Origin of the sequence: Pseudomonas fluorescens, assembly GCF_902497855.1 — a bacterium.
GTDB classification, from domain to species: Bacteria; Pseudomonadota; Gammaproteobacteria; order Pseudomonadales; family Pseudomonadaceae; genus Aquipseudomonas; species Aquipseudomonas fluorescens_BI.
Window position 1 is genome coordinate 35,792 of the sequence record NZ_CABVHU010000021.1, and the last position, 26,604, is coordinate 62,395.

The 26,604-nt window shown below is 51.5% G+C and carries 15 protein-coding genes and 3 pseudogenes; 9 read left to right on the forward strand and 9 right to left on the reverse strand.

Annotated elements, in window-relative coordinates; genetic code table 11:
• Positions 1 to 58: 58 nt before the first annotated feature.
• Positions 59 to 385 (reverse strand): annotated as a pseudogene (locus F8N96_RS30005) (calcium:proton antiporter); the annotation flags it as partial.
• A gap of 359 nt (positions 386 to 744) precedes the next feature.
• Here F8N96_RS30005 and F8N96_RS30010 point away from each other — a divergent pair.
• The gene (locus tag F8N96_RS30010; RefSeq protein ID WP_064679941.1) at positions 745 to 1,698 is read left to right on the forward strand and encodes an adenosine deaminase; all 954 of its coding nucleotides are present in this window, start codon (positions 745 to 747) and stop codon (positions 1,696 to 1,698) included.
• Between the two features lie 128 nt (positions 1,699 to 1,826).
• On the opposite strand, the gene F8N96_RS30015 is transcribed toward F8N96_RS30010, so the two are convergent.
• Complete coding sequence (locus tag F8N96_RS30015) at positions 1,827 to 2,561, reverse strand: ArsR/SmtB family transcription factor (protein WP_150800875.1); 735 nt, start codon at positions 2,559 to 2,561, stop codon at positions 1,827 to 1,829.
• A gap of 137 nt (positions 2,562 to 2,698) precedes the next feature.
• Here F8N96_RS30015 and F8N96_RS30020 point away from each other — a divergent pair, with 137 nt between their 5' ends.
• From F8N96_RS30020 to F8N96_RS30045, 6 genes and pseudogenes are all read left to right on the forward strand, one after another.
• On the forward strand, positions 2,699 to 3,844 hold the full coding sequence (locus F8N96_RS30020; protein WP_150800876.1) for a tyrosine-type recombinase/integrase: 1,146 nt from the start codon (positions 2,699 to 2,701) through the stop codon (positions 3,842 to 3,844).
• Positions 3,844 to 5,523 carry a hypothetical protein gene (locus F8N96_RS30025; protein ID WP_150800877.1) on the forward strand — a complete coding sequence of 560 codons (1,680 nt, stop codon included), beginning with the start codon at positions 3,844 to 3,846 and terminating at the stop codon, positions 5,521 to 5,523. The genes F8N96_RS30020 and F8N96_RS30025 overlap by 1 nt, the downstream gene beginning before the upstream one ends.
• Positions 5,520 to 7,409, forward strand: coding sequence for an integrase (locus F8N96_RS30030; protein WP_150800878.1), 1,890 nt, complete (start codon positions 5,520 to 5,522; stop codon positions 7,407 to 7,409). The genes F8N96_RS30025 and F8N96_RS30030 overlap by 4 nt, the downstream gene beginning before the upstream one ends.
• The gene (locus F8N96_RS30035) at positions 7,406 to 7,801 is read left to right on the forward strand and encodes a TetR family transcriptional regulator (RefSeq protein WP_150800879.1); all 396 of its coding nucleotides are present in this window, start codon (positions 7,406 to 7,408) and stop codon (positions 7,799 to 7,801) included. The genes F8N96_RS30030 and F8N96_RS30035 overlap by 4 nt, the downstream gene beginning before the upstream one ends.
• 110 nt (positions 7,802 to 7,911) lie before the next feature.
• A pseudogene (locus F8N96_RS30040) lies at positions 7,912 to 8,122 on the forward strand (hypothetical protein).
• 483 nt (positions 8,123 to 8,605) lie between these two features.
• Positions 8,606 to 8,824 (forward strand): hypothetical protein, encoded by a 219-nt coding sequence (locus F8N96_RS30045; RefSeq protein WP_150800880.1) that lies wholly within the window; start codon positions 8,606 to 8,608, stop codon positions 8,822 to 8,824.
• 472 nt (positions 8,825 to 9,296) lie between these two features.
• Here F8N96_RS30045 and F8N96_RS35940 read toward each other — a convergent pair.
• The 7 genes and pseudogenes from F8N96_RS35940 to F8N96_RS35565 all read right to left on the reverse strand — a co-directional run.
• Positions 9,297 to 9,470 (reverse strand): annotated as a pseudogene (locus F8N96_RS35940) (Fic family protein); the annotation flags it as partial.
• Positions 9,471 to 9,498: 28 nt separating this feature from the next.
• A complete protein-coding gene (locus F8N96_RS30060) occupies positions 9,499 to 12,747 on the reverse strand; it encodes a type I restriction endonuclease subunit R (RefSeq protein ID WP_150800882.1) in 3,249 nt (1,082 codons plus the stop codon).
• Positions 12,744 to 14,807 carry a DUF262 domain-containing protein gene (locus F8N96_RS30065; RefSeq protein ID WP_191635391.1) on the reverse strand — a complete coding sequence of 688 codons (2,064 nt, stop codon included), beginning with the start codon at positions 14,805 to 14,807 and terminating at the stop codon, positions 12,744 to 12,746. Before F8N96_RS30065 ends, F8N96_RS30060 begins: the two co-directional genes overlap by 4 nt.
• A complete protein-coding gene (locus F8N96_RS30070) occupies positions 14,800 to 16,410 on the reverse strand; it encodes a DUF262 domain-containing protein (RefSeq protein WP_191635392.1) in 1,611 nt (536 codons plus the stop codon). The genes F8N96_RS30065 and F8N96_RS30070 overlap by 8 nt, the downstream gene beginning before the upstream one ends.
• A 100-nt stretch (positions 16,411 to 16,510) precedes the next feature.
• A complete protein-coding gene (locus F8N96_RS30075; protein WP_224794144.1) occupies positions 16,511 to 17,863 on the reverse strand; it encodes a restriction endonuclease subunit S in 1,353 nt (450 codons plus the stop codon).
• Positions 17,864 to 17,904: 41 nt separating this feature from the next.
• Entirely contained in the window at positions 17,905 to 20,256 is a 2,352-nt protein-coding gene (locus tag F8N96_RS30080) for a type I restriction-modification system subunit M (RefSeq protein WP_150800886.1), read from the reverse strand.
• A gap of 706 nt (positions 20,257 to 20,962) precedes the next feature.
• Positions 20,963 to 21,124 (reverse strand): hypothetical protein, encoded by a 162-nt coding sequence (locus F8N96_RS35565; protein WP_263596465.1) that lies wholly within the window; start codon positions 21,122 to 21,124, stop codon positions 20,963 to 20,965.
• 452 nt (positions 21,125 to 21,576) lie between these two features.
• Here F8N96_RS35565 and F8N96_RS30090 point away from each other — a divergent pair, with 452 nt between their 5' ends.
• Both F8N96_RS30090 and F8N96_RS30095 read left to right on the forward strand, forming a co-directional pair.
• A complete protein-coding gene (locus tag F8N96_RS30090) occupies positions 21,577 to 25,842 on the forward strand; it encodes a caspase family protein (RefSeq protein ID WP_191635393.1) in 4,266 nt (1,421 codons plus the stop codon).
• 25 nt (positions 25,843 to 25,867) lie between these two features.
• Positions 25,868 to 26,569: a DUF1353 domain-containing protein gene (locus tag F8N96_RS30095; protein ID WP_150800888.1), complete on the forward strand. Its 702-nt coding sequence runs from the start codon at positions 25,868 to 25,870 to the stop codon at positions 26,567 to 26,569.
• The last annotated feature ends 35 nt before the right edge of the window (positions 26,570 to 26,604 follow it).

Below are 26,604 nucleotides of genomic sequence, written 5' to 3' on the forward strand. Positions count from 1 at the left end.
TGCACACTCCACCATATAGGTTTCAGATCAGAATCTGACACCTACAGAGCACTGTCTACAAAATCACCGCTGAATAAATCGTATCGCGCACCAGGGTCGGCGACGCTTCATTGCTCATCATGATCGCCAGGATCACCACTTCCACCAGTACCGCGGCCAGGGTCAGGATCATCGTGCCGTAGGGATCGCCGACTTTTTCGGCGAGGAGTTCGGCGTGATGGGCGACGCGCATGGAGGCGATGACAATGAAAGCGACCAGCACCAGGCCGGCGGTCAGCGCGATGGGCTGGCCGCTGTGCAACATCCAGTGCTCCAGCGGATAGGCGACGAAGGCGGCGATCAGGGCCAGCAGCAGAAACTTTTCTTGCTTGATGAGTGTGAGCATTGCGGGCCTTTTTGCCGGGTGAGGCGAAATCAGTGGGGTGAGCTACTGACTGCGGGGCGGCGCTAACGTTTCGTTACACCTTAGCGCACCCGTGGCTGGCAACTGCGCCGGGCCCTGCACTTTTATTGGACTTTAGGGCCTCCTCGCGAGCGGGCTCGCTCCCCCAGGGACTGCGCTACAGTTGTGGGAGCGAGACCGGCTTGCCGGCGAAGGCCGTCACGCGGTTTCGTGCTTCGCCGATACCTGCGCCTATCGGCGGATACAGGCGGTGTTGCGATGAACCGCCTGGTCAGGTTTTGCCAATTGTTTCCACGAGCATCTGTAGAATGCTCGCCATCTGCACCTGATGAGAAAAGACTATGTACGACTGGCTGAACGCCCTGCCCAAGGCAGAACTGCACCTGCACCTGGAAGGCTCGCTGGAACCTGAGCTGCTGTTCGCCCTCGCCGAACGCAACAAGATTGCCCTGCCCTGGAGCGATGTCGAAACCCTGCGCAAGGCGTACGCCTTCAACAATCTGCAAGAGTTTCTCGACCTGTATTACCAGGGCGCCGACGTGTTGCGCACCTCCCAGGATTTCTACGACCTGACCTGGGCCTATCTGTTGCGGTGCAAGGCGCAGAACGTGATTCACACCGAACCGTTCTTCGACCCGCAGACCCACACCGACCGTGGCGTGCCGTTCGAAGTGGTGCTCAACGGCATCGCCAGCGCGCTCAAGGACGGCGAGCAGCAACTGGGCATCACCAGCGGTTTGATCCTGAGCTTCCTGCGCCACTTGAGCGAAGAGCAAGCAGAGAAAACCCTCGACCAGGCGCTGCCGTTCCGTGATGCGTTTGTTGCCGTTGGCCTGGACAGTTCGGAAATGGGTCATCCGCCGAGCAAATTCCAGCGCGTGTTCGATCGGGCCCGCCACGAAGGTTTCCTGACCGTCGCCCACGCCGGTGAAGAAGGTCCGCCGGAGTACATCTGGGAAGCTCTGGACCTGCTGAAGATCCAGCGCATCGACCATGGTGTGCGCGCCATCGAAGACGAGCGTTTGATGCAGCGGATCATCGACGAGCAGATTCCGTTGACCGTGTGCCCGTTGTCGAACACCAAGCTTTGCGTGTTCGACCACATGTCCCAACACAACATTCTCGACATGCTGGAACGCGGCGTGAAAGTGACCGTGAACTCGGATGACCCGGCGTACTTTGGTGGGTATGTGACCGAGAACTTCCACGCGCTGTATACCGATCTGGGCATGACCCAGGATCAGGCCCGACGCTTGGCGCAGAACAGCCTGGACGCGCGCCTGGTCAAACCATAACGTTCACCGCAACCCCCTGTAGGAGCTGGCTTGCCAGCGAAGAGGCCATCACAGTCGACTTTGATGTCGCCTGACACGCCGCCTTCGCCAGCAAGCCGGCTCCTACAGTCCCCCCGACGCCGCTCACGTCAAGGCACCACTTGCAACTCGGTCTCCTTGGCAAAACGATGAATTTCCCGCTGCCCCGCAGCGGTGATTTGCACGGCCGGCGAATCATTGGGCACACTCACCCAGCCAGACTGCATGAACAGTTGCAGCAACGCCGCGCCCAGTGAACCGCCCATGTGCGGACGTCGTTCGCTCCAGTCAGGACAAGCGCAGGCGGCTCGGCTGGTGCTGTTTGCCAGCGCCTGGACGAACACTCCGCGATTCGCCAGTTGCGTGGCGCCCTTGTGAGTGATGGACACCCGCTGATCGAACTGTTCGATCCAGCCCGCATTCAGCAGTCGCTGGTAGAGGTCGGCGGCCAAGGTGCCGCCCAAATGATCGTTGCACAGCCTGGCGCGCAACAAGGGCGAAGGCGCTGCCTGAGTCTTGGTGAGGGGTGTATTGCGTTTGAAAATATCCGGGATGTCCCGTGGCGTACTGGCAATCGTCGCACTGGCCAATGCCTCTATGGCAGCAGCGACTTCGGGTGCGGCAAGCCGAAAGAACCGCTTGCGGCCGCGAATGTCGACTTTCAACAGGCCACCGGCGGACAGACGCCCCAGGTGTGCACTGGCCGAAGACGGTGACACGCCGGCCAGCAATGCCAGCTCCTCGGATTGTCGCGCCGTGCCATCCATCAAAGCCCACATCATTGCGCTGCGCTTTGGGTCAGCCAGCAACGAGGCGATCTGGCTGATGCAAGGTGCATGTTCCATGTTCTGGGGCTTGATAAACGTTAGCAATGGACTAGTTTTCCAACAATGAGTTACACCGCATCAGACGTGAATCGGAATCGATGGCCTTTTGCCTGCACACTCAATGAGATAGAGATTTATCAGATTCGGAGGCTGTTATGGAGCTTGTTTGGGCTACAAAGGACCTGATGATAGCTGGGCGCCCATACCCAGGGTTCCCAATCTTGCTTTGGGACACAATGGAGAGTTGTGTTCCCGCAAATGATTTCGTTCGTCATTACTTACTTCGAGGCGCCATCGGTTCTAAGAAGTCTTGGCCGAGTATTGGTCGTGCACTATACGACTTCTTTAGTTTCCTACAGGCGCATGACCTTGACTGGACAGACGTTGATCGGGGCGAGGCTAAGAGCCTTGTTGCAGCCTATCGAGACTACTCCAAAGACAAATGCGGATTAGCAGTAACAACTATCCGACAAAGGCTGCACTACATCTGTAAGTTTTATGAATACGCAAAAACGCAAGGATGGGTCAGTAGGCTGCCATTTAACTATGAAGAGCGAACTGTTAAACGTGAGATTGGCTTTCTAGCTCACCTAGAGGCAAGCGGTGGCAAGGCATTGGTAAACGACATCCTGCCTCGTAAGCATAAAACTCTACCGAAGTTCCTAAGCATGGACGAAGTCAAGGAACTGTTAGGGGCCGCGGAAAACTCGCATCACCGGATGATGATCCGGTTTGGGCTGCAGACTGGATTGCGCCGTGAAGAAATCGCCTCATTCCCCCTAGCCTACCTTTTAAACCCCGACAAATCCGAAAGATGCGAACGCAACATTCGGATTCGCCTCGATCCCTACGATGGTAATGGCATGCTCACGAAGGGCGGAAAAATGCGTGATATCTATCTCAGTCGCCGCTTTTTCTCCGATTTACAGCGCTATGTGGTTCAAATTCGCGGTGAGCGTGGGAGTCTAAGCTCTGAAAAACATACGCAGCTGTTTCTCAATCAATTTGGTGAGCCTTTTGCTAATGATGGAAAGGGAATCGGGCGCATCGTCAGCAATATCGGCAAGACGGTCGGGATCAAGGTCTACCCTCATATGCTGCGCCACACCTATGCCACCCACACTTTACTTGCACTCCAGCGAAATCGTACCAGCATAGACCCGCTGGTGTTCTTGCAGCGGCAGCTAGGCCATGACTCGATCCAAACTACAATGATATACCTGCATCTGATCAACGAGTTGGCCGATAATGCGGTGCTGATCTACGACAACGAGCTTAATGACGGCGTAGAGTCGGTCTAATGGGAAAGCGCAAAGTCTACGTCAAGACTGATCTCAGCATTCCGGAGGTCAAGCGTGGCATTGATCAAAAAGGAAATACAGTAGCACTTCCACAGGTCATCCCGCCGCCCATCACCAGAGTCGCATTCGGGCGAAATGCCACCAGGATGCGATTTTTCGACTTTTCACACTGGTACTGTGCAGGCATTGATTCGATCACCTATGCCTGCCAGAAACAAATCGAGCGTTTTTTAGCTGGGCAAGACTCTGAGATCGAAGTCAGTACAGTGGCCGGATACTGTAATACGAGTCTGCGCGAATTCCTCGACTACCTAGTGCTACGTGCAACTGCATTCCAGCGCGAATTGTCTCTCATCGACATAGACCGCGACCTTATTGACGGTTTTCTCGGCCACCTCGCTGGACAAGGAGTCAGCATTAACACTCAGAGGTTGCGCTACGCCGGCATGAAGTCTGTGCTCCAAGCTCTCGGCCGGCGGGGGTTCTTCACCTTGGTCGCCTCGGGTGATGCCGCCACGTTCCCAAGCAACCCATTTCCGAACAGTAACCGCCAGGCTAAGGGCGAGGTTCCACTGCCAAAGGTGCAGCGTCAAGCATTTGCAACAGCGGTCAAACTGGCGGTTTTGCCAATCTGGCAAGACGATATTCCGCTGACAAGCGAGCTCGTAAGTTATGCTCTACTCATCGTGGCTCTACATACAGGGAGGAATACCACTCCCTTGCTTGAAATGGAACGCGATTGCTTACAAAACCACCCCAAGGATAACAGCACGTTTTTGGTTTTGTGGAAGCGGCGCGGACACAACACTAGCAAAGTCATTCTACGTGCCAACAGTCCCCATGAGCGCCTGCTGGAATCTACGCCCACCATAAAAACCAATATCGAGCTCCTAATCAGACGTGTAATCGCTCACTCTGAGCTTATATGCATGGAGGCTCCAGATGACATTCAGACACGTGTGTGGCTGTATCGATCACGTGCCCGTCATGAAAAAGGTCAAGTAAAAGCACTGTCTGAAAATCAACTGCGAGGTGCTATTCGAAAGCTTGTAGATGACTATGGGCTCACTGACAGCGATGGACAACCGTTACGCCTCAATATTTCGCGTCTGCGTAAGACTTTCGCGAATAGAGTAATCGAGCTTTTGGATGGTGATCTAGCAACTACAGCCATTGCCCTGGGCAACTCGCCACAGATAGCCGGGCGAAACTATTTGATGCCGGGCGAGGATGCCAAGCGCAACTGGCGGTTTATGGGGGAAGTCCTTGTTGAAGAATTGCTGAATAGCACAATCGGCGCGACTTATCACACGACCCCGATGGGGCGCTGTAGCGACCCAGTGAACGGCCAATACGCCCCCAAGAGAGAAGGCGCTACCTGTATCAATTTCATCAACTGTGTACGCTGTCGACATTACGCGGTGACAGGCTGCGACTTGAACAAGCTATTCAGTTTCTATTACCGCGTGTATGCCGAGAGATCGCGAATGGATACGCGCCGCTGGGCGCGAGAGTATGCCCACATTCCCCGATTGATTGATGACTACATCGTGGCTGAGGGGCTGCGACGAGGGGTCTTCAAGCTAGCGGACGTCAATGCCGCTCGCGAGCATGCTCGTAGCGAGCCGCATCCATTTTGGTCATCCGACTTGGTGTCGTCTCTGGAGGTTTTCACATGAGTGATAACAATGCAGCCAGTCTTCTTTGGACGGTTGTCCAATCACAACCGGTGGACGTGCGCGAACTCCCTTCGAGCGAGCGCGATGCAATTATTATTAACGCCATCCAAGTCGAAGGACATTGGGTTATTCTCAGTCGCTACGCCGATGACCACTGGCAGCTTGACGGCATGCCAACCATCTGCCCTGACTATCGCAGACGCCTAGATTTCCAACGCGTTCCAGCACCATTTAGGAGTGCAATGAAAGCAGTTGTGTATCGCTATTTACGCCGCGGCCGGGCAGGCCAGCGAAGGCCGAAAGGCGCGACTCTCAACAGCTTTTTTGATTCTACACTGGCCTTCTTGCGACACTTACACGCACTCAAAATCACTACTTTCGGTGAAGTTACTCCCATTATTTTCACAAATTACGCCGCCGAGTGTAAGGACATACGCCAAATCAAAGGCAAGCCACTCTCGCAATCTAGCCTGTTATGCCGATTAAAAAGCGTCGAAGCACTCTACGAGTTGAGCCAGCACACTCACGACCCGCTTCCAATGCAACCCTGGCCCGGTACTTCGTCTAAAGCCATGGCCGGGTTAACAGGCAGCGGCTCACCTCATAAACAGAGAGACAAGACGCCATTAATACCGGATGCAGTATTTTGCACATTGTTCGAGAAAGCTTACCAGCAGGTTCTACAGGGTAAAACTCTACTCGATCTGCGCGATGCTCTTCATGATGTCGAAACTGAGTTAAAGGGCGCTTCTTACGACCAAATCAGATTTAAAAAAAAATGTTGTCTTATTGCTCTCGGCTGGGAGGAGGGATTGGAATCATTCAGTCACTCGTTAATTAGTCTGCGCACCGCCTGCTATGTTGTAATAGCTAGCACCTCAGGTTGCCGCAACCACGAGTTGGGTAACATTCAATCGGGTTCGCACCACCGGACTGAGGACGATGAAAACCTCATCTTTCACTGGATGCGTTCGAAGTCGGAGAAAACTGATGCCGGGGTGCGTGATTGGATGGTCCCTGAGGCCGCGGTGCGAGCACTACGTTTAATGGCGCGCTGGGCGCAACCCTATCAAGCCATGATCGCCGACGAGATCGCAGTAAGACGTAGAATAAACCCGCTAGATCCGGAAATCGCTCAGGCGCAGAAGCATCGTCATGCGCTTTTTCTAGGCATGGACTCTAAGAAAGGCAACCAAATTCGAACCCTGTCGACGTCATTTTGGAATATCTCTCTCAAGGCATTCGCCAAGAGTGCGGGACTGAATTGGTCCATTGCTAGCCATCAGTTCCGTCGCAAGTTTGCTAACTACGTTGCCCACAGCCGGTTTGGTGATTTGCGCTATCTGCGTGAACATTTCGCACATTGGAGTATGGACATGGCTCTCAGCTATGCCATGGATGAGAGATGGGGTAATCACCTTGATTTAGAGCTGTACGACGACATTGAGGCGGAATTAGAAGATATCAAACTCGGCACTGTAGAGGGCTGGCTCGGTAACGATTCGCTGGCTGGCGGCTACGGTCGTTCGCTCAAACGATGGCAGCGCAATCCAGCGAATCTTGCCATATTCAAGGATCATCAAACGATGATGGTCTCAATTGCCGAGAGCACCGCGATCCGCAGCAACGGACACGCTTGGTGCACTGCCGATAATCATGGCTGCGTCGGCAACACATTAGAACGTACGCGATGCGGTGATTGTATAAACGCCGTCATCAGTCCCGATCATCTTGGCATCTATCGTCAGCTCTACAGCAACCTCAAAGAATTGCTGGAGTGCAGAGATATAGGCGACATCGGTCAAGTTCGTGTTTTGCGAGACCTGGCGCGCTGCCGCGACGTATTCATGCAACTTGGCTATGACCCGGAGAGCAACACGGCATGATTATCAAACGCAAGTCCTCCGACACCCGCGAAAAGGAACTACAGCTCGCGCTCCACCGCATCGAGCGCGGCCGGACTAAGACAGGCGAAAAGAAGGTCACTATCGCAGCTGTAGCACGCGAAGCGGGTGTTTCGGCGGCATTGATCCATAACCACTATCCGCATATCGCCGAGGCCATCCGTGAAGCTCAGGGACGCTCCAGCCGCGCTCAGCGCGATGTGAAGCACCAATATTTACTTACCGAGCGAGAGAAAAACCGGGTGCTGCGTCAGGAGGTCGAGGAACTACGCGTTAAGGTCGCTCGCCTCGCCTCTCTCAACGAAGTACTGATGTCCGAAAATCAGCTTCTCAAAGCCAAACAGAACGACCCCAGAGTGGTCGATCTCCGCTGATTTGCTGAGCCTCTGCAGCACGTTGTGCAACATCCCTCTTCATCTGACACCGCACACGACAAATATGCCCCCTAATATCAGAACGGATCAGGTTTCATGGAGGAAAATCGATGCCAAATTCAGACCTGCATCCATCGTTGCTTTTCAAGATCAATGAAAATCAGTTTGCCCTTGAAGCCGCCATCATGGAACTGGCCAATTGGGTTGAGCACCGTGAATCTTCGGAGGCCACCGATAACGTCCGTAATACTTTGGACACGATCAGCAAGAATAAGGAGTTAATCAACATGGAGTCTTGCGGTGCTCATGGCGCCTGAGTGATTGCCAATTGGTCACGGGCATGGTTTACGGCAACGCAATCGATCATCCTAAGAAAATGTAGGCTAAGCGAGTCGCCTTGAGATACCCGCCGAGTCTTCACTTTGAACTCAACGCGTAGGGGCAGGTCGCGCTTCATCAACAATGAATTACCAATGCGTCACGGACAACGTACAGCGCTAGAGATGGATAGAATCGAAGGCATCTGCGTCGCATCGAATTGGGATTTTTTTGAAGGGCTGGTTTGCCGGGAATCGCCCCCAATCGACGGATGGCCTGAGACAATTAGGGACCGATTTTGGCCGTTCACTGCCGGTCATGTTTGCTAAACGTGCGAGTCAAATCCCGTTCAAATGGCTGTTAAGGTCGTTTGCAAATGGTTGGTCACGTCAGTGCCGTTACCCAGGTGTTAGCGGATCTGGAGAAGTGGCTCCAGCCAGCGGCGAGCTAAGCTAGTATTCCCGCACCAGTACTCAAGGATGAACCATGCCAAATAACTCTGAAGCCAACATAGCCACAGCCGACGCTCTCACACTGCTCCTGTACAATCAGCACGCCATTTGTGCGGCTATTGAAGAGGTGACCAAGTGGCTCTCTGAGAACGGAGTGGGGAGTGCCGCCGATAACGCAATTGAGGCCATGGAAACACTTGACACGAATGCTCAAGGCATCACGGACGCCATCATGCGACTACGGCAGTTATAGGCATCATCTAACGCCCCGCGGCCACTCCTTCATGAGCGAGTCCCAATGTAATGTGCGGGAAAAATGGGACTCTTTGACGGTGGAGGAAAGTGCATTCCACTTGACCAACCGGCGCCGCAGTAACGACCGACACGGAAGGGCCGATCGCTGACTGCTGCGAAGGGCTAAAAACGGAAGAGTCTGTTGAAAAAAATCGGTCCTACCAGACTGTCCGCATACTGACCGGTGAAAACGCCTTTTTTGCGCGCTTTACGCGAAATCTGAACCCGAAATCCTCTGCTCAAAGTAAAGATTTCAATCTCTAGCGCGTACTTTTCTGCCGTGGAAACCATCGCCCACTTTTTCAACAGAATCGGCCAAAAGCAGCCATACCCGAGCCTCAAAAAATCCTGAAAAAATCAGAAGACTTACCGCGCCAATCGCAAAGATAGCGGCCTATCTTGAATGACCCGCTTCATCACCAGAGTCGAGGTCAACCGCGCGGTTTCTTTCCTTCTGTTCTTCGCTTGATTTTGAGTACTCTCTGGGCAGTGCTATCTGTAGCGGTGGCTGCGATACCCATGCGCCCATTGCCATAGGCAAAGGGGTGAATAAACTCAAACTCGTAGTGAAACACGCAACTGGCTATCAACGGGTGCTGGTCCGTCGCCTCTACGCGAAAGCGCAAAGATCCATCACTCCGCCAGCTTGAGCAAATCAAACACTACCCGCGCAAATTTGTGGGCCTTACTCGGGTCAGATAGCAGCTGCATCATCTGGTTCTGGTGGGCATCGCCGCTGTCCATGATCGCGTCATCGACCGCGTTGGCAAAGTTACCCAGCAGCGCTTGCTCAGCCGTATTGTTGGCCAGTTGCTGCATGACCAAGTGGTTTTCACTGACCTTGTCGCGGATGGTGTAGGCGTAATTCACCATATCTTTGTTGGTCAGTTCATCGGTGATAAACAGCTCGTTGAGCCGTTCGATTATCTGCGAGAGCAGCTCTTCTTTTTTGTCTTTGGCAGTGGCGGAGCCAAGCCCCTCGCCGGGCACCAATTTGTAGTCGGGCGCGTCTTCTTTTAGCTTGAGGTCTTGCTGGCGTATTTTCGACACTCGGTAATGGCTGAGCACGATGCTGTCCAGGTCAATATCATCCTCATCCACCGCGCTTTCGCGCAGCATTGGGCTGAGGTTGCGCGCATATAGGCTGAGCTTTTCCAGCTGTTTATCGTCGTAATCGACGATCTGCGACATGAACTCATAAAAGCGCACGAAGGTGCCCAGATCCTTTTTGAAGATGTCCAGGGCGTCCTTGGCTTGCTTGCACTCCTTCAAGTCGTTTTCTGCGTTGGCGATCAACACCGCGTCGTTGGTTTTTTTAATCCGCGCAAAAATCTCTTTCGAGTGCGCATAAGCCTCAACCGCCAGCTTGTAGCTTCTCGTCCAGCGCTCCACTGCTGGCTTACAAATATTGGCAATCGCCGCATTGCTTTTGTTTTTGACGAAGAAGGCCGCGCAGAACTGCTCAACCTCGCTCGACTTATAAATGCCCGCCGCGTTGAGCTTCTCGAACAGGTCGAAGATCAAGTCGGGATTGGACACATCAGCCAGCTCTGCCGTCTGAAAATACGGCTGAAACGAGTCGAGAATTTCCTGCGGCTCGTTGAAGAAATCCAGAATGAAGGTGCCAACTTCAGCCTTGCCAGGATAAGTACGATTCAAACGAGACAGGGTTTGCACACATTCGACGCCGCCGAGCTTTTTGTCGACGTACATGGCGCAGAGCTTGGGCTGGTCGAAGCCGGTCTGAAACTTGTTGGCGACGATCATCACTTGATAATCGTCGCTATCAAAGGCTTTGCGCATGTCGCGGCCTTTGAGATTGGGGTTCATGTTGCTCTCGGTGTATTTGTTGCCCAGCAGCGCCACTGAGTTGGGGTCTTTCTCAACGAATTCCACCTCGCCGGAGAACGCCACCATGGCATGGATCTTCTGGTAGCCCTGCTCGACGATGTATTTGTCGAAACACAGCTTGTAGCGCACCGCCTCTTTGCGTGAGCTGGTGACCACCATGGCCTTGGCTTGCCCGCCCAGCAGGCCCATGACGTTGCTGCGAAAGTGCTCAACAATCACCTGCACCTTTTGCGCGATGTTGTACTCGTGCAGGCGCACCCACTGGTTGAGCTTGACCTTGGCCTTTTTGCTTTCGACCTCCTGATCGGCCTTATCGATTTTTTGCGCCAGGTTGTAGGCCACTTTGTAGTTGGTGTAGTTCTTCAGCACATCGAGAATAAAGCCCTCTTCGATGGCCTGACGCATGCTGTACACATGGTAGGCCTCGGGCTTGTTGGTCTTCGACGGTTGTTCAGCAGGCTTGGGCAAGCGGCCAAACAACTCCAACGTCTTGGTTTTTGGCGTGGCGGTGAAGGCAAAGTAGCTGAGATTTTTCGAGGCTTTGCGTGAGGCAACGGAGGCATCGAGAATGTCCTCCGAGCTGAGTTCATCTTCACCATCGGCCCTGGCCTCGATCATCAGTACTTCTTTCAGCTGCCGTGCGGTCGAGCCGGTTTGCGAGGAGTGGGCTTCGTCGGCAATGATCGCGTAGCTGCGGGTTTTCAGGCTGACGCTGTTCTCGATGGCGCGCAGCACGTACGGAAAGGTCTGGATGGTGACGATAATAATCGGCTGGGAGTTTTCCAACGCGCTGGCGAGCTTCTCCGATTTCGAGCCGTCACCCTCCTTGTTATTGATTCGCCCCACCGCGCCATCGACGTGTTCAAACTGATTGATGGTGTCTTGCAGTTGGTCATCCAGCACGGTGCGGTCGGTCACCACGATTACCGAGTTGAACTGCTTGCTGCCCTGCGCGTTGTAGATCGACGACAGCTGGTGGGCTACCCACGCAATAGAGTTGGACTTACCCGACCCTGCGCTGTGCTGGATCAGGTACTTATGCCCTGGGCCTTCGCTGCGCGCCGCGTCAACCAGTTTATTCACCACATCCCACTGGTGGTAACGCGGGAAAATCAGGCTTTCTTTTTTGTACTTACGGCCTTCCCAGTCTTCTTTCTCTTCGATTTGCAGGTGCACAAAGTGGCCGAGAATCGCCAGCAAGTTGCTGGGCAGCAACACCTCGTTCCACAGGTAATCGGTGGCGTACTGATTGAGGTCGACCGGTACATCGTTACCGGCACCGCCCGCCGTGGTGCCTTTGTTAAACGGCAAGAAGTAAGTAGCCGCGCCCTCCAGCCGGGTGGCCATATAGACCTCGTACTGGCTGACGGCAAAATGCACCAGCGCACCGCGTTTAAAAGTCATCAGCGGCTCGGGCTTTTTGGTGATGGGGTCGATGGCAAAACGGGTGGTTTTGTACTGCTTAATGGCGTTCTGTACGGCCTGTTTAAATTCGGACTTCAGCTCAAGCGTGGCCACCGGCAAGCCGTTAACAAACAACACCAAGTCAATCCGCAAGGCTTTGGCTTTGCTGCCAGTCAGTTCTAAGTGCTCTTGGCTGGCCCAAGGTGAATACACCACCTCCGGCACCACCCGGCAGCGATTCTGGGCGTAGCGCGCCAAGGTATCCGGGTTCAGATCATGCTCGGGCTTAAACTGACACAGGCTAAAGCGCGTACCGCGATGCCGCAGCTCATGGCGCAACACGCCCAGCGTGCCGTAAGTGCGCATGTCTTTACTGGCGGCATTCGGGTCGGTTTTATTCAGCTGGCTGGCGACCCGCTCCAGAAAGTGCTGCTCGGGGTTACTGGGGTACAACGCGCAGAATTTATGCCACTGCTCATGCTGGGTTTCTTTAACAAAACCCAGCAAGTCTTCTGGGTACAGGGCCAACTCACGGTTGTAGTGCTCGGCCTTGCCCAGCAGCCAGCCGTTGGCGAGCAAGTGTTTAAGCATGTCGTTTTGAAAGGTCAGTTCGCCGGCTTTGCTCATTGCACCACTCCTTGCGGCTGTTCAGGATGTGCAGCAAGCAAAATAGTCATCATGGCTACCTCATGCGCTTCCATGGCGGTATCGCTCCAGTCACCGCCAGATGAAAATATATCCGCCAGCTTCAACGACTGAATAATGCCGCGCGCAAGGCTCGCCTCAAACGCGCCCCTTTTCTCAATGGGGTCTTTATCGCTGTAACTTGAGTTCTCGCTAACAGACAGCAAGGCCAGGTTGCCAAAGCGATCCAACTGCGTAATTTTGCCGTTTTTCTGGCTTTGCGGGCTTACGTGTTCGACCGAGGTCACGTGGCGCATGCGGAAGATAGTGGGCCTGCTATTCAACAGCGCTGGCTTCGATGCTTTATCGTCAGAATCCTCGGAGTTAAACCACTTCTCCCACAGCAAATACTCAAGCTTGTAAAACCAATAGTTCGGGGTATCCGTGCCTATCCCGCTAACTGGTGCTGCAGGTTTAGCCTGATCAGCTACACCCAGAACCTCATGCAAGGCCTTATCTTTAAGCGTTGTTTTTGCATAGTGTGCGTCTTGCTGCTTTAACGCTTTGAGCATTTCGCCAGCATCAGCAAGCCCTGCCTCTGGCTTGTACAAATCTTTAAGCGCTTGCGTCAGCCAGGGTGCGCGGGTGAGGTCCTGGCTGAAATACATCATGCTTTGCAGCATGCTGATCGAGTCCCACAATGGCCCTGTACGCGGAGTTCGCTCTTTACTTTGTTTGCCTTGCGGCTTGCTTGGCAGCCGCGAGGTGATCTCCCAGTGTACCGCTGCATTACTGCCCTCATCCACGTGGCCCTTAATCATAAAGTTGTCCATAAGCAGGCGACAGCGCAGCAGGCAATGGATAAAGGCTTTGCACTGCTGCTTGTCCTTGAGCCCCGCGCGAAAGTGCTTATCAAACTCCGCAATCAGTTTTTTATGATCGACAGAAACATCCTCATGCGCACTGGAGGGGCTGACCTCAGCGCTAAATACGCGCAGAACATGCAGCAAAAACACCGGAAAGGTGACCAGACTTTTATGCTTAACGATCACCTTGCCATCAGCGCTGGCCGTATTGGTTTTTGAACCTTTGCCATCGAGTATGGCCGCTAGCGTCAGCCCCGAGTCTTCGGTAGCTCCCTTAGCCCCCACCGTCTTGGCATGTACTTCACTCAATCGAGGTGTGTCGATATTGTTAGCGCCTCGTCCAAAGCCGAGATCGGCCTGCACGCTGCCTTTCACATAACCATTGATATCGGCGCACAGGTCCCACGCCCAGGCGTATACCTGCCGCTCGCTTTCTGGCATACCGTTGAGCAAGCGCGCCTTGAGAATTTCATGCTTTTCCAACTGCACACCGCGACTGTTCATACTGTCGAAGAACCGATTTTTGTCGGTTTTACTGTGCAGCTGGCTAATAACGAAGGTGGCCTTGGACCATAAATAGCCACTGAATGCCTGCAACTCTGAAGCCGCTGTCGGCTCATGCCCAACTTGCGGCTGCTTGGCGAGCTTTTTGATGAAGTTGGTGATGGTTCTGCGGGCAACAATCATCGCCTCATTCTTTAGCCACCCATTACACTCAGCGCTGCACGATGGGGAGCCACAGCCACATTGCCAACCGCTCATAAAGCCTGCTAACGCAGCTTTATCTTGCTCACGACCAGAAAAGTCTAGGCGGGGAGCCCCGCCAACCGCCATAAACGCTTGCCACTGCTGTTTTGACTCATCACTTAGCTCACACGCATTCACGAGCACTGAGGCAATCAGCCATAAGGTGGTCATGCGCTGCTGGCCGTCGATCAGTTCCAGGCTGCCGTCGTCAGGCTTAGGGCTAACGACCACAGCGCCAATAAAGTACTCAGCCGCCGCCTGTTGCTGGCCAGCCTCCCATAAATCGGTGAGTAAACAGTCGACGTGCTGCGCTTCCCAGGTGTACAGACGCTGGTAGATCGGGATCAAGAAAGGCTTGTCTAGCGCAGGAATATTGTTATCGCTGCCGCCATTGACAATGCGCTCTGCACTGTACTTATTTGCCGTCAGTTCATGAGCGAGGCTAGGCATGGTGTTCATCCTTGAAAAACGTACTGTGCAGAACTGTGGCGAGTGCGCTGCGATGCTCTGCATGTGCACCCTTACCTGCTGAGTAGTGGTTTTTGAACGTTTTGATATACCGATGTATTACGGGGCGCTTTTGGGTTTTTATCACTTTTTCGGGGCCAAACTGCTCCAGCACTTGAGCCTGCTTGCCACTCAGCTTTTTTATCAAAGCTAAGGCCTGCAGCGAGGACGGGCACTGCAGCAAGTCAGCAAAAACATGCCTTTCAGAAAAGTGATTTTCTACGGTACTGCGGAACAATGGGGCTTCGCTAATGCGCAGACTGAACACGTATTGATCGGCCAGCGCAGCAAAGGCGGCAAAGCGCTCGTCCTCAGCAAAGCGATCCAGATAGAACACCAACATCGCCAGCCATATTTCAATTAGCAGTGCATAGCCAGCTCCTTGTCCTTGTTCAACTAGGCGATGCAGTTGCAGTAAGCGCCCGTGTTCTGTGGTGGGCTCTGTCGATTCGACGGTTTTTTGCTCGTACGCAGTAATATCCAGCGGGAAATACTGCTTATACAGCTCGGTGTATTTACCAATATAAAAAAAGAACTGCTCGCCACCCAATAGCGGTTGATTCAGCTGAAGCGGCAAACGCGTGAGGTTGCGCTCTTCCACGGCAATCTGTTTGCCCTGCACATTCACTTGTGTGGTGAATGTGAACGCATCAAACCCGCCTTTAGCCTCATAACCCACCTCCCAGTCGCGATAAAAACTCACCGCCGTGGGTGGCGAAAGTTGAATGGTCTTGGGGCTGCAAACGGTGGACTTCAGATCAGGCTTGGGCAGTTGTACCGCGAACTCCTTGACCAGTAGCAAGTCGTCAACTTTTTTCCCGCGTTGGCGAATGCGTGTGCGCGCCAGAATTTGCTCGGTCAAAAAATACGCCAGGCGCTGGCCGTTACTGACCTTTTGCTGCTCATAAGCCTCCCACAGATGCGAGCAACCAACGCCCACGCTGGCGTCTGAAACCACCGCACGCAAGTGCCGGGCCTTAAGCAGGTCAAAGTCGCTGAGGCGTTTTCCGGAGGTGTTTTGGCTATCGAAAAAGGCAAAGGCTTGGTCAATCGAAGTGATGCTAATCACCACAAATTGCAGCTTCTTCAGTAGCTCTTGCTTGCCGGCTTGCAGCCTGATGCCGGGCTCAGTCGACAGGTAACGCTTAATGTGCGCAAAGTTAGACGCCAAGCTCTGCTGCGACTGGCTGTCGGTAAACTGCGCTTGCAGCAATTTTTCGACTGCTGGCTCACTCTGCCCCAACGCATGCAGCAGCAACACCAGGGTTAGGCAACGCTGCTGGCCATCGACCAAATAATCCTTAGTAGCCGTAGTTTCATCTGTTTCTTGATGCAGGATCAGCGTGCCGAGAAACAGCGGCGCTGGCGAAGCATCAGGCTTGTCTGCTTCGGCGGGTTTGAACTGCTGTTCGATGTCCGCCAACAACAACGCCACCTGCTCTGGCCCCCAACGATAGCGGCGTTGGTACTCGGGGATGGCCAAGGGGCGCTGGATTAATTCGTCCAGCGTCTGTGTGTCAACAGTTACCGCATCTGCGCCGTTCACGTTGCCCACGCCTTGCCCAGCAGCCAGCCGTTAGCTAGCAAGTGTTTAAGCATGTCGTTCTGAAACGTCAGCTCGTTGGCCTTACCGCCACCCAATGCACTCATGCGGCAACTTCCTTGTTGGTCTGACTTGTTTGTGGCGCGACCCAGTCTCTTACGTCGATTTTACCGGTGACGGCGGCGGAGATTAGGGCGGTGCGGCGCTCTTGCATCAACTCGATTGCGATATGCGCTTTCTTAACCATTAACTCAATCTTGGTGACTTCTTGCTCTAGATAAGAAACTATTTCCTTTTGTTCATTAACGCCAGGCAGCAATGCGTGCATAGCTCGGAGTTCACCAACATTAAGATTATCTTTGCCAAAGCCAAACTTTAATCTGTTGACTTCTGCTTTTCCGTAAGCAGAATTCATGCAGTACGTGAAGTATTCTTTTGCCAGCTCATCAGAAGGAGTAACGATTAATGTTGTAAACGTATGGCATTGATCATACTCATCCGGAACACAGCAAGCCAACCCAACATTAGAACCCGTCCTAACAATTACAACATCCCCAGCCTTTACTTTTTTTGAAGCCTGCGCCTCAGCAAAAACTGGATTTAAATACAGCATGTCACTCCCATCAAAGTACCCTTCCTTGATATTTTGATTTCTAATAATTGGAACACCTTCTTCTTCATAACAGTCCGTTACTGACATTGCCAAACCAACAGCCAACTTTTTGGATGCCAAAGAGAGCGACTTTAGCGTCCAATGCTCTGGCATTAGCCCGATACTTAAAACACCCGACTCCCGCATCTTGGCGCTGGTATTTAAGCCTTTGGTGACGGCATGGCTAATTACAGCCTGACGTTTTTCGTTTAGCAGTTGGATAAACTGTTGTTGCTTTTCGATCAGGGTGTCTATTTTGGCGGTTTCATGATCGAGGAAAGCGGCGATTATTGTTCGCTCATCAAGCGTAGGAAGCCAAATATCAATGCCTCGCAAAATAGCCTGAGTAACGCTAAAAACCTTTACGCCTTTAACCGCGTGCCTAATTTGAGTCCTGAACTCACGCGAATCGAAGAGATATGCATAGAAACGGCTGCATTGTCTATCTACTGGGCGAGCAATAATGGTGTGATATCCAGAAAATACAATCTTATCGGTAGTTAGCTGGGTGAAATTCCCCGAGCCATCAATATCCTCTGAAGTATCTGCAAAAACAAAGTCCCCCATTGATAACAGAGCATTTGGCGATGAAATCAAATAATTTTCACTAACACACTTCAGTGGATGAACAGAAGGATCCAGCTCAAAAGAATATTTTGAATGGACCTCGCCATAGTTCACACATGGCACCCCTTCATCTAGCAAGTTTTCTTTAGTAATAGTTAACCCCTTACCAAAAGAAAACATATAACGTAGCTTGCTAACATCCCAGGACACCGGAATTTCACGCAACCACTCAACCACAGAATCCTTATACTCAGGATACGGCTTATATCGCCCCGCCATTACGAATGCACCTCTTGCAGCAAGGCCATAATCTCAGCGCTCACTGCATCCAAATCCGCATCGATCTCAAGCAAATCTCGTGGCGGTTGGTACTGGTAGAAATGCCGGTTAAAGGGGATTTCATAACCGACGATGCCGACTTGCTGATCCTTAGCATCCTTCTTGCTGGCATCTATCCAAGCATCTGGCACATGGGGCTGCACTTCTTTAAGGAAGTAGGCCTCGTTGCTGGCATTAACCGTTTGGCTTGGGTCGAGGGCGACGTTTTCGTTGTCGCGCAGCTCGCTATCGGTTTGGTATTCCTGGACCTCGCCATTAACCGCAAACAAGCCATACAGCGGGTTAGCTGGGGTTTTGTGCAGCTTTTTAATGACCTTAGCGGCGGTTGGGTTTTTCCAGCTCATGGCATCGGTCAGTTGCTTTTTGTCTTTGGCGTCCAGAAGCATGCCTTTTTGCTTACAGGCGGCCTTGAGGGCGTCATCAAAGCTGTTGAAGTCGTCATGCTGCTCGCTGCCGATACTGGCCTGAAGCTGCTGGGCTTTCACTAATAAGCTCTTTTGTTCCAGCCAGGTGCGACGGGCGAGCAGCTCTTTCAGGTGTTTCTCTTTTAGCTCTGCGAAGTGCAGTTTGCAGTAACGGCGGATCGCCTCTTCATGGGCGTTCAACTCGCCATAGCGCTTGCAGCTGTCGCCGTCGTTCCAGCACTCGCCTTCCAGCGCGCTGAACTCTTGGTAGACCCAACGCATGGCAGCGTTGAGGGCGCCGGGGGCGAAACGGAGCTCGGCCACGCGCGCGTCACTGAACTGCCAAGACAGCCGCAACGGCCGCTCGATGCTGATGCGCCGGTAGCCAAACTCATGGCTGCTGAAGATTTTGCTGGCGAAGGTCTTGGCCACCTCGGCTTTCGGGTTGGCGGCTTGGCGACCGCGACTGCTTTTTTGTGCGGCTTGTTTGTCCAGCGCGTAGGCATCTATAGCGGCAAAGCTGCCGAAGGCGCGAATGATGGTGGCTATGTCCTCCTCAGCCATTTCATTGCGCTTGGAGCCGAGGGATTTGCGCATTTTGCCGCACAGGTTGACGCCATTAATCAGCTGTACCTTGCCTTTACGTTCAGCGGCTTTTTTGTTCGACAGCACCCACACATAGGTGGAGATGCCCGTGTTGTAGAACATGTCGGTGGGCAGCGCGACTATGGCTTCGAGCAAATCGGCTTCGAGAATATGGCGACGGATTTCCGACTCACCCGAGCCGGCGCCGCCAGTAAACAACGGTGAGCCATTGAGGATTATGCCAATCCGCCCGCCTCCCATGGAACCGTCGCGCAGCTTACTAATCAGGTGCAGCAGGAACAACAAGGAGCCATCGCTAACCCGTGGCAACCCCGCGCCGAAACGGCCGTTGAAGCCTTTTTCAGTGTGTTCGGTGCTGATCTCTTGCTCGATCTTCTTCCAGTCCACGCCAAACGGAGGGTTGGAGAGCATGTAGTCAAACTCGGTGGCGTACAGCTGGTCGTTGGACAGGGTGTTGCCGAGCTTGATGTTGCTGACGTCCTGCCCCTTGATCAGCATGTCGGCTTTGCAGATGGCGTAACTCTCGGGGTTGAGCTCCTGACCATAGGCGCGCATCACGGCCTGCGGGTTGAGCTCGTGCACGTACTCCATGCCCGAGGAGAGAAAGCCACCGGTGCCGGCCGTGGGGTCGTAAATGGTGCGAATGATGCCGGGTTTGGTCAGGGCATCATCGTCTTCCATAAACACCAGGGAAGTGGTGAGCCTCACAATGTCACGCGGGGTAAAGTGCTCGCCGGCGGTTTCATTCGAGCCTTCAGCAAAGCGACGAATCAACTCTTCAAACACCAGGCCCATGTCGTGGTTGGACACCGCAGTCGGGCTTAAGTCGGTCTGGCGTACCCGCTGCACAAACTTGTAGAGCAAGTTGGCGTCGTTGAGCTGGCCAAGGAATTCGGTGAACTTAAAGTGCTCAAAAATCTCCCGTGCATCCTTGGAGAAACCCTGCAGATAGGACTCCAAGTTGGCCTTGATGCCGGCCTCGCCGAGCTTGGACATGTCCATTTTCGAGGTATTGAAAAACGACAAGCCCTCGGTTGCGCCGGGCAGCTTGGTGGCGCGCAGCAGCAGTTTCTCTTGGGCCTCCTCAGATACGCCAAGCTGCTGGATTTTGTCGTACTCAGCCAAAACCGCCGCCTTGCTGGCCTCTAACACGCACTCCAAGCGCCGCAAAAGGGTAAACGGCAGAATGATCCGCCCGTACTGGCTCTGCTTAAAATCGCCACGCAGAAGATCAGCCAAAGACCAGATGTAGGCGGCCAGGTTGTTGGAGGTTTGCGACATGAGTGGAAATCCCTTTGGTGCTGGGTGCTGATATTGGCACCCGCACGCTGATGAAAAAACTTGGATGCATTATGGGGCAATGGTGAAGGGCTACCATGGCTGAATACATGATTTCTTACACCCCAATTATCCAACGTCGCGCTGAACCGACTGAGAGGAGTTTCGGCTGCAAGTCGATACATCCTTGTCAATGCAGTAAAAAAACAGCTCTAACAACAGATAGTGTTAAATTGCGCTCCACTTGACCACCCGTTTGCATTCGACCTGACCAGTCACTTGCATTCGTCCTGACCAGCGATTGCATCGGATTTGACAAACACGCGTTGTAACCTTGATCGGCAGAGAACGGCTAGTTTCTGCCTGTCCCCACCGACCGCTTAGGGTCAGTTACTGTCTGTCATTCGTGACAGGTACCGGATCGATAATTGAGGTCGTCCTTGAGTGACTGGAAAGACGCAGTGCAGGGGCCGCATCACATTGGCGGGGCTGGAAGCCGCCCGGCATAACTTGATCCAGGGTTATCAGCGCAAACCGCGAAGCCTTGCGTTATTGGCGAGCAATCCGGCCTGGGTCCTCTGGCTAGGGTTGGCAGTGTTGGTGCAACTGGTGATCGCCGCTAGAGATATCGCGTCATAGGTCACGCCTGACCAAACGAAGGCTCGAATTACTCGGTTTCGCAGTCCAAGGAACGCACAATCAAACCTCCTCACCCGCCCAGAATATCCTGGCGAAAGGAAGGCGCGGCGCCCGTCAGTTTGCGCCACTGATGCAGCTGGTGCGGTGCGGCGACACTAGGCTCGATTGCCACCAGATCCAGTTCGATCAACTCATCAAACTGCGGATCGGGAAGCGAGTCGTGGCACCACAAGCCTTGCGCCTCAAGGTTCGTTTGAATACGTCCTACAGTGTCTTCGCTGCGCTTGGTCAGGAGTATGCATCCATAGTGCAGTCGTCAAATGGTCCAACCGGGAAGCCCTACCTGTCAACTACAGTAATTTTTTCTCCGCCGTCACTACCAAGATCGCACTTGACTTCTATGCTATGAGAAGAATGCCCCTCTGTAGCCGAGGGGCGCACCAGATCAATGACAATTGATGTATGAAGTGCACTTGCCAGAGACCTGACAGAACGTTGTTTCCGGATGCGACAGCTATGGGATCTCTAAAAATGGCAACGACACCCCGCAGACCATCGTATAGATCACTCATATACGCGATGTTGATAGCAACCTCTGACGGCTCTTTCGCCGACACTCCACCACAACTCTACGCTCAAGTAGAGTCATTCCGAGAAATGCAGTTTTCACCAGACGGCTCCCTCATGGGAAAACTGAATACTATCAATGGCACCTTGTATATCTTTGAGACTTCTAATGGAAGAATAGTAAACGAAATTCAAACTGACACAACGGCTCCATTTGCAAATTGGTGCTTTACTACCGAAAAAAACATCGCCGCAGTGTTCAACGGAGAGCTACTATCCTATGTTAATGTTTTAGATGGAAATCAAGTAGGTCAATTGCCAGCAGGACCATTTTCACATTGCTTTCCTGGCGTTGGACCAGTAAAAGTAGACATAAAAAACGACGACACTATAGATATTTCGCCATACACATCAAGCCCGATTTACAAAATAAACGGCGACGCCACAACGGCAATTTACCCGGTAGCAGGGACCCAATATTTACTTGCAATAAATGAAGCTGCAAGCAAGAGTAAAATTGATAGAATCAACATAGAGATCTACGACACTTCAAACAAAAAAGCCCTTGCTCGCGCCGACAATCTCATCGTGAGCAAGAGTATGATGGAACCCAACAGCTTTGCACTTGATATGCGCGCGGGAAAACTATTCTACCTTGAAACTGATTTCGAATCAGAGCAAACACTTGAAGAGTTGGAACGGCCCAAAAAAATTCGAGCTTATGATTTTAAAAAATCAAAATCCGTTTCCGTGTCGGGCATCACTAATAAGGTTGCAACCGGTCTAAGTATGATGCGCAATGGAAAGTTAGTTATCAGCAATGAAAGCAACAATACTTGGTTGGTTATTGATAGTCGCAACAAACAAATACTGCTACAGGGAGAGGGTGAAATTGACGGGGTGGATTTGAATAATGGGCGAGACAGCATTTTAATCACTCCTTTTTCAGGATCTCCATACTTCTCATCATTCAATAAACCAAATAAAGCGCTTCAACTTTTCCAGAAAGGTGCAATGCAGGATCTTTATTCAGCCGGCGAGCATGTATGGATTAGCTCTATAAGCGAGCTTAGATATGCAAACCTAAAAGACCTCGAAATACAAAGTTATTTAAATAAGCCTCATTCAGTTTTATCTTTTGACCGCACTGGCGGGAATATATTGGTGGCCTTACTAGACGAAAGCTTAGGAAAAATATTGTCCATTTCACCTGATGGAAAACAGTATAATTATACGTTCCCAGCACCTAACATACCTACAGGAATGGCCACAAGGCTGGGTAATGGCTGGCTCGTAAATGCAGTGGCCGCGTCGGACAGTGAAAGAATACTTCGTGAAATGGAAAACGATATCGATCACGTATCGGAAGGGTTTTCGAATAGCGAAGACATGCAGTCATCAACTGAGTCTTTTTATTACTTTATCGGTGATGACAATGTTATTTCACCCCCTATCAAAAAGACCGGCATCCCGGATGCAATAGTTTACTCTCCACGTAAAAAAATAGTCGCCACCAAAGAACTGGAAAACATTAAGACGTATTCTTGGCCTGATCTCACGCCACTTCAAAGCGTGAAGCTAACAAGGGATTACAGCTCAATATATCTAACGCCCGACGCCAATGTGCTCATTGCGACCGGTACAGAAGGTGCGGAGGCGATCTCCCTAGAGACAGGACTAACACTTGATACTTACACTGGTCCCATCTCGCAAAGTGACATCGTTGTAAAAAATGATGATACCGCCTATTTGACAGACGGCAACACACTCGCTTTATGGAAATTCAAACAAGAAAACCAACGTAAGTCGACCAGCATAAAAGGACGGACTTTGGTCTCCCCGGACTTTAAAACATACGTCAAAAAAAGCCAAACCGGCCTTGTATTCAGAAACATACCCGACACTCAAACAGAGTTGAATTTATCCCAGGAGTGTTTGAAACCTATCAAATGGACCTTATCATCAAAAATTCTTCTGTGCGAGACAACCCCGGCAGTATCCAATCACAAAAGTTACGTCACCGTAAGTGCAGCCGATGGAAAAGTCACCTCGAAAGTCACCCATTTCGGCATAGATAATCCACTCCCGCTTCTTAACACTGATGGCAGCCAAGTAATCTATATAACGCAAGTCAAGGAAACACTCCCCAACTCCGTCCTATCAACATTTACCCACAAATTAATCACACACAACACTCTCACAAACGCCGAAGTAATCCTATTACCTGATGCCAGCAAATTATCAAATGCTGCCATTTCAGAAACAGGGGATTACGTAGTGACCACCGAACAAGATATCGATCACATAAATGAAAAAGACCAAGATTACAAAATCAGGATAATTCGCACATCAGATGGACAAATGCTGGCATCCCTTGACCGAAAGAACACTGAAATCAATTCGGTCGCTGTTTCAAATGACGGGAGCGAAATACTCCTGACAGGAGCTGGCGTCATCACCAAAATCAATGCAAAAACATCAGAAGTTGAGTGGAGTAAAAACTACCCCTACGTCATATTTTCAACTTTCACTAATAGCGATAAAGAAGTTCTAGCATTGGCAATAGGTGGAACCGGTCGTTTACTGTCAATGGATAACGGAAATGAAAAACGGCGTTACTCTGCGGACTCTCAGCAGACCACTCTGATTCTCAGCGGCAAGACATTAATGGCTTACCGTAGCGCAAGCTCGACTGTTACAGTGGAATATGAGCCGCCCGATGCAAATCCTTCTATTCGCATCATGTACTCAGCAGAACAAAATTTGAAAAAAATTAGACGGCTGGATGCGACGCACTTGATTTTAGTCCGCGAAGACGAACAGCTATCGTTATATGATGAAAGCACCGAAGCTGTAGTAGCACGAATGTTTGTGATGGGCAGTGGTGGCTGGGTAGTTGCTACAGCCGACGGTCGATTTGATTCCAGCAATATGGACGAAATATCGGCCCTCCACTGGGTTTCGCCAAAAAACCCAGGTAAAGCCATGCCAATCGAAATATTTTTATCCGAACTGTATGAGCCGCAACTTTTGTGGAAAGTTCTTAAAAACGAAAAACTCGCCACTCTTCCTTCACTCCAGCCTCCTCAAACATCCCTGCCTATCGCTACAATTACTTCAATATTACAAACATCTCCAGAAATGCTCGAAGTCACCGTAGAGGCAAAAGCAGGGCTAGAAGGAGAAAACAAAGGAAGTCAGGTCGCCGACATAAAACTATTTAGAAACAACAAATTAATCGGCACATCACACTTAACCGACCGATCCGACGAAGGACTAAAAACCACCACCATAAAATTCCCGGACGTTCAACTTCCTCAGGGAAATCTCAACGAGAACGTTAATTTCAGCGTATACGCCTTCAATCGGGCCGGCCTGAAGGGCCCTACCTCCAATCGCCCATTCACAAGAACCTCACATTCAAAAAATAAAGAAAAAAACATTTACCTAATTACAATAGGTGTAAACGACTACTCTAACCCTGCATTCAACCTTGATTATGCCGCCAGCGATGCCACTCAACTTAATCAAAAACTAACGTCCATATTTAGAAGTGAACGAAGCATTTCGCAAATTTACGCCAAGTCACTGATCAGCCCTCAAACCCAAAATTCGTCTATTCCAACAAAAGAAAACATTCGCCTCACCTTGGAAAATTTATCAAAAAATACATCTAAATTACCCCTCCATAAGCCGGAGGGTAATTCACCTATGCCATATTCTAAGACAGGGGACTCCGTCATAATTTTTTACTCTGGACATGGCTACTTTTCACCTCAGGGCGAACTGTATATATTCCCTTCCGACATCGCCAAAGAGACTTCTGATAAAAAAATAACGGAGAACTTATTGACCTCGGCAATTAGCACATCCGAGCTTGCAGAATGGCTGGAGAACATTGATGCTGAAGATATAACATTGATTCTGGACGCGTGCCATTCCGCCGGGGCAGTAGGAAGTAATTTCAGGCCCGGCCCACTTGCCAGCAAAGGGCTGGGACAATTGGCCTATGATAAAGGCATGAGAATTCTCGCAGCCACCCAATCAGATAGCGTGGCATTGGAAACTGAAGAACTAAAACATGGTTATTTAAGCTATGCACTGATTAACGATGGGCTGGACAAAGGATTGGCCGATTTTCGACCTGCGGATGGAGTTATCTGGATTGATGAGTGGTTGGCGTATGGTCGCAAACATGTACCTGAATTGGCCTCCGGTGATTCAATGCTCACAACAACTCAGAAGGGAGAAATGAATGTACCTCGACTCATTAAATATCGCGGCGACGTTGATGAAAAGGAATTATCGCAGAGACCAGTGCTTTACAACTTCAGTCGAACGGCCGCAAACTTGAAGCTATCCCAAGAAGCGCAGGCCGATTAACACATTAACTTATTCGGAGTCAGAGATGAGCCTACGCGAATTCGGAGTTTTTATAAGCTTAATTATTACCTTGTCGGCAGATAGCGTTTTGGCTACGGAAAATTATGGGCATTATATAGGGCGCGTTCGTGCCGAATGGTTAGAAAATGGACGTGACATGCGATTGCTTGAGCCGTTTGGTTATGTTGATCCATCTGGGAAAGAATGGGATGCAAAAGCAGGATCAGTGGTCGACGGCGCATCTATTCCGAAAGTTGCCTGGTCGATCGTTGGTGGCCCCTTTGAGGGTTCCTATCGCGAAGCTTCAGTAATACATGATGTTGCATGTGTTCAAAAAAACCAACGCTGGCAGGATGTTCATCAAACTTTTTTTACCGCCATGCTCGCTTCGGGTGTATCAATGATTCGCGCGAAAGTCATGTACGCGGCGGTTTACCATTTCGGCCCCAGATGGCCCGAAGTCAGACTCATAAAAAATATTTCTTTAGGGCAATCGGAAAACGAGATATTAAGTATTAAAAATAACGCTCCTCACGACTCAGACACTAAAGTAATACGCATAAAAAGCAGAGACCCCTCTGGCAACCTTACTGAATCGCTTAAGGTCGTATTGACACCGAAGCCACCCACACTCAATGAAGCTGAATTCAATGAATTAAAATCAAAAATCGAAAAAGAAGATATTTCGTTAGAGGCAATTGAGGCGTTTGCTCCGCACCCACAATAGGAGTGAATGAAAACGGACACCGAATGAGGCCGTTT